Annotated in this window: 3 protein-coding genes; all 3 read left to right on the top strand. The window is 53.8% G+C overall.

What is annotated here, in order from left to right; genetic code table 11:
• Positions 1–249 precede the first annotated feature (249 nt).
• The 3 genes from arcD (at position 250) to ACRC1E_RS11500 (ending at position 4,166) form a co-directional block, all read left to right on the top strand.
• Positions 250–1,680, top strand: a complete 1,431-nt coding sequence (gene arcD, locus ACRC1E_RS11490) for an arginine-ornithine antiporter (protein WP_438515230.1) — start codon at positions 250–252, stop codon at positions 1,678–1,680.
• A gap of 118 nt (positions 1,681–1,798) precedes the next feature.
• A complete protein-coding gene (locus ACRC1E_RS11495; protein WP_438515231.1) occupies positions 1,799–3,031 on the top strand; it encodes an arginine deiminase in 1,233 nt (410 codons plus the stop codon).
• A gap of 124 nt (positions 3,032–3,155) precedes the next feature.
• The gene (locus ACRC1E_RS11500; protein ID WP_438515232.1) at positions 3,156–4,166 is read left to right on the top strand and encodes an ornithine carbamoyltransferase; all 1,011 of its coding nucleotides are present in this window, start codon (positions 3,156–3,158) and stop codon (positions 4,164–4,166) included.
• Positions 4,167–4,478 lie beyond the last annotated feature (312 nt).

The following is a 4,478-nucleotide window of genomic DNA, read 5'->3' on the forward strand; positions in this document are numbered from 1 at the left end:
TAATTTACCAGTCGAATGTATTTTTTTGGCTGTTGAAGTGTTGAGTTTAACCTCCAGTCGAGGTGTGAAATTTAGACTACAGTTGCTATCTAAATTGCTTTTTAGGGCCGATATGACCTAGATCAAGTAAACGGTTTGGGGGGAGTAGACGACGCCATCTGGGCAGCGTTATGATGCTGGCTATCAGAATTTAATAATATAACAACAAGATTAGTTTCTTTATCATTAACAAAATCACGGAGAACAAACATGTCTGCGGAAACTGAAAGCAGCACACCCAAGCTCAAACTTGGCGCACTGACTGCTCTAGTTGTAGGTTCCATGATTGGTGGCGGTATTTTCTCGTTGCCTCAAAATATGGCGTCCGGCGCGGGTGCCGGTGCCATCATTATCGGCTGGGCAATTACTTTTATCGGTATGCTGGCCTTGGCTTTTTCCTTCCAGATGCTGGCCAACCGCAAGCCTGAAGTAACCGGTGGTGTGTATGGCTATGCCCGCGCTGCTATGGGTGACTACGTAGGTTTCAACTCGGCTTGGGGTTACTGGATCTCAGCCTGGATCGGTAACGTTGCCTACTTCGTGGTGATGTTCTCCGCACTGTCGTTCTGGTTCCCGGCCTTCGGCGAAGGCAATACCGGGCTGGCCATTGTCTGCGCTTCCGCTTTGCTGTGGGCGCTGCACTTCCTGGTGCTGCGCGGTGTGCATGGCGCTGCCATGATCAACACCATCACCACGATTGCCAAGCTGGTTCCGCTGGCGCTGTTTATTGCTATCGTATTGTTCTCGTTCAAGATTGATACCTTCAATCTGGACTTCTGGGGTTCTGCCGAGCTGGGTACTATCGTTGACCAGGTCAAGAGCACCATGCTGGTGACAGTTTGGGTGTTCATCGGTATCGAAGGCGCGTCGATGTTCTCCGGCCGTGCACAAAACATGGCGGATGTAGGCAAGGCAACTGTGATCGGTTTCCTGCTGACCATCGCACTCTTGATCGCCGTATCGGTACTGTCTCTGGGTGTATTGACCCAGCCTGAACTGGCTGCGCTGAAGAACCCTTCGACCGCTTATGTGCTGGAAGCTGCCATCGGTACCATGGGCGCCAACATCATGAACGCCGGTCTGGTGATCTCGGTAGGTGGTGCTTTGCTGGCTTGGACTTTGCTGTCCGGCGAGACCCCGTATCTGGCGGCTCAAGACGGCATGATGCCTAAGATATTCGGCAAGACCAATGCCAACGGCTCGCCTGCTGCATCGCTGTGGCTGACCAACGGCATGATCCAGCTGTTCCTGATCATCACCTACTTCAATGGTTCCGTGTACCTGAGCCTGGTTTACCTGGCCACGTCCATGATCCTGCTGCCTTACCTGTTCTGCGCCGTGTACTCGCTGATGGTTGCCCAGCGCGGTGAAGGCTACAAGGCGGGCGAGTCTGCTGCCAAGGACATTCTGGTTGCTGCCATCGCTTCGGTTTACGGTGTATGGCTGTTGTACGCAGCTGGCCTGCAGTATCTGCTGCTGTCCATGGTTCTGTACGCACCAGGTCTGCTGTTCTATGTTTGGGCTCGTAAAGAGCAGGGCCAGAAGCCTTTCAACGGTGGTGAAGCCATTCTGGCTGCACTGATCGTCGTGCTGGGGATCTACGCCGCTTACGGTCTGTCCGTCGGTACCCTGTCGCTGTAATACATGTTTTATGCGGTGGCTGCATGATTGCGGTCACCGGAATTAACCAAGTTTTTACTCACTGCAGCCGCCGGTGGTGGCTGTAACAAACCTACTGATTGCTCTTAAGGAGTTTAAGATGTCGAAGTTTGGTGTTCATTCCGAGTGCGGTAAGCTGCACAGTGTGATGGTTTGCCGTCCAGGTCTCGCCCACAAGCGTCTGACCCCGGATAACTGCCATGGTCTGCTGTTTGATGATGTGATCTGGGTTGAGCGTGCACAAAAAGACCATGACTTTATGGTTGAGCAGATGCGTGCCCGTGGCACCTTCGTTCTGGAAGCCCACGAAGCACTGGGTACCGTGCTGGATGACAAGGCTGCCCGTAGCTGGATCCTGGACCGCAAAGTCAAGGCTGACAACGTCGGCATCGGCATGCTGGGTGATCTGCGCAGCTGGCTGGATGAAATGCCATCGGCTCAACTGGCTGACCACCTGATTGGCGGTATCGCCAAGCTGGATCTGCCATTCGATCCTAAAGGCCTGTTTGGCGGCTATCTGGATCACTCCGATTTCGTTCTGCCTCCGATCCCGAACAGCCTGTTCCAGCGCGATCCATCCTGCTGGATCTATGAAGGCGTGACGCTGAACCCTATGTACTGGCCAGCACGTCGTCAGGAAACCCTGATTCTGCAATCGATCTACCAGTTCCACCCTTACTTCGCTGGCAATGTAAAAGTATGGTGGGGTGATAGCGACAAAGACCACGGCCCAGCTACGCTGGAAGGTGGCGACGTAATGCCTATCGGTAACGGCGTTGTCCTGATCGGTATGGGCGAGCGCACCAGCCCGCAAGCTGTAGTTCAGGCTGCCAAGGCTGTTCTGGGTAAAGAAGGCGGCGCAACTCGCGTTATCGCTTGCCAGATGCCTAAGTCGCGTGCTGCGATGCACCTGGATACCGTATTCTCCTTCCTCGATATCGACCTGCTGTCGTCCTTCCCGGACGTTGTGGACGAAATCGTCTGCACCAGCATCTACGCTGGCGACAAAGAAGGTGAAGTCCGCTTCGAACGTCACGACGGCGTGCATCTGGTCGATGTAGTGAAAGAGGCTCTGGGCCTGAAAGACATCCAGGTTATCACTACCGGTGGTGATGCATTCCAGCGTGAGCGTGAGCAGTGGGATGACGGCAATAACGTCGTAGCTCTGGATCGTCGCGTAGTCGTAGCTTATGACCGCAACACCTACACCAACCGCCTGATGCGCGAAGCCGGTGTGGAAGTGATCGAGATCCCAGCATCCGAACTCGGCCGCGGCCGTGGCGGTGGTCACTGCATGACTTGCCCTATCATCCGTGATGCAGTTGAAATCTGATCGGTTGATGTGAGGTAGTAAGGCCAGCCGGCAATGCCGGCTGGCAATGCAGAGAGAGTTGTTTATTGCTCTGTATAAAATAATAAAATCGTTATGTGCTAAATAATTAATTAAGGGACAAATCATGGCTTTCAATCTGAAGAACCGTAACTACCTGCGTCTGCTGGACTTCACTCCGCGTGAAATCCGCTACCTGCTGGACCTGTCCCGTGACCTGAAGCGTGCCAAGTACGCCGGTAACGAAGAGCAGCGTCTGAGCGGCAAAAACATTGCCCTGATCTTTGAAAAAGCTTCGACCCGCACCCGTTGCGCATTTGAAGTGGCAGCCTACGATCAAGGCGCTCACGTGACCTACCTCGGGCCTTCCGGTTCGCAGATCGGTTACAAAGAGTCGATGAAAGACACGGCGCGCGTTTTGGGCCGCATGTACGATGCAATCGAATATCGTGGCTTCAAGCAGGACGTGGTTCAGGAGCTGGCCGACAACGCCGGCGTACCGGTTTACAACGGTCTGACCGACGAATGGCACCCTACCCAGATGCTGGCTGACGTGCTGACCATGATCGAAAACAGCGAAAAGCCGCTGTCCCAGATCTCTTACGCTTACGTTGGCGATGCACGCAACAACATGGGTAACTCCCTGATGGTTGTCGGTTGCAAGCTGGGTATGGAAGTTCGCATCGGTGGTCCTAAGGATCTGTGGCCTGAAGCGTCCCTGGTTGAAGAGTGCAAGAAAATTGCCGCTCAAACCGGCGCACGTCTGGTTCTGACCGATGATCCTAAAGTTGCGGTTGAAGGCGTTGACTTTATTCATACCGACGTTTGGGTTTCCATGGGCGAGCCAAAAGAAGTTTGGGCCGAGCGTATTGCCCTGCTGTCCCCGTTCCAGGTGAATGCAGAGCTGATCGCTGCTACCAATAACCCGAATGTCAAGTTCCTGCATTGCCTGCCAGCCTTCCACAACAGCGAAACTGTTGTCGGTGCTGAGGTTGCTGCTGTGTACCCACAGTTCGCCAATGGTATCGAAGTGACCGAAGATGTATTCGAAAGCAATGTAAACGTTGCCTTCGAGCAGGCAGAAAACCGCATGCACACCATCAAGGCCATCATGGTTGCAACTCTGGGTAACCAGTAAGTCTGTATGAAGGTATCCGGCTTGATGCCGGATACCGCATGGGTGGCGCTGTTAATTAGCGCCGCAATATGGCCGGCACAACCTTGCTTGCAGGTGTGCCGGCCATTATTCCTTGTACGAAAAAGTATTTCTCACAATTATTCGCTATGCGGCCTGTTATGGGACGCGTGGCAAAAGGACTGAATATGCGCGTAGTAGTAGCTCTGGGCGGTAACGCTCTGCAAAAACGTGGCGAAGCCATGACCGCCGACAACCAGCGTGCCAACGTCAAAGTGGCGGCCAAACAACTGGCTGCCGTGACCCGTCTGGGCC

It is taken from the genome of Craterilacuibacter sp. (genome assembly GCF_051659485.1).
Lineage (GTDB): Bacteria > Pseudomonadota > Gammaproteobacteria > Burkholderiales > Chromobacteriaceae > Craterilacuibacter.

Bases quoted from the DNA above. Each gene is read 5' to 3' on its own strand.
- ACRC1E_RS11495 (WP_438515231.1), top strand. From the start codon at position 1,799: ATGTCGAAGTTTGGTGTTCATTCCGAGTGCGGTAAGCTGCACAGTGTG.
- ACRC1E_RS11500 (WP_438515232.1), top strand. From the start codon at position 3,156: ATGGCTTTCAATCTGAAGAACCGTAACTACCTGCGTCTGCTGGACTTC.
- arcD (WP_438515230.1), top strand. From the start codon at position 250: ATGTCTGCGGAAACTGAAAGCAGCACACCCAAGCTCAAACTTGGCGCA.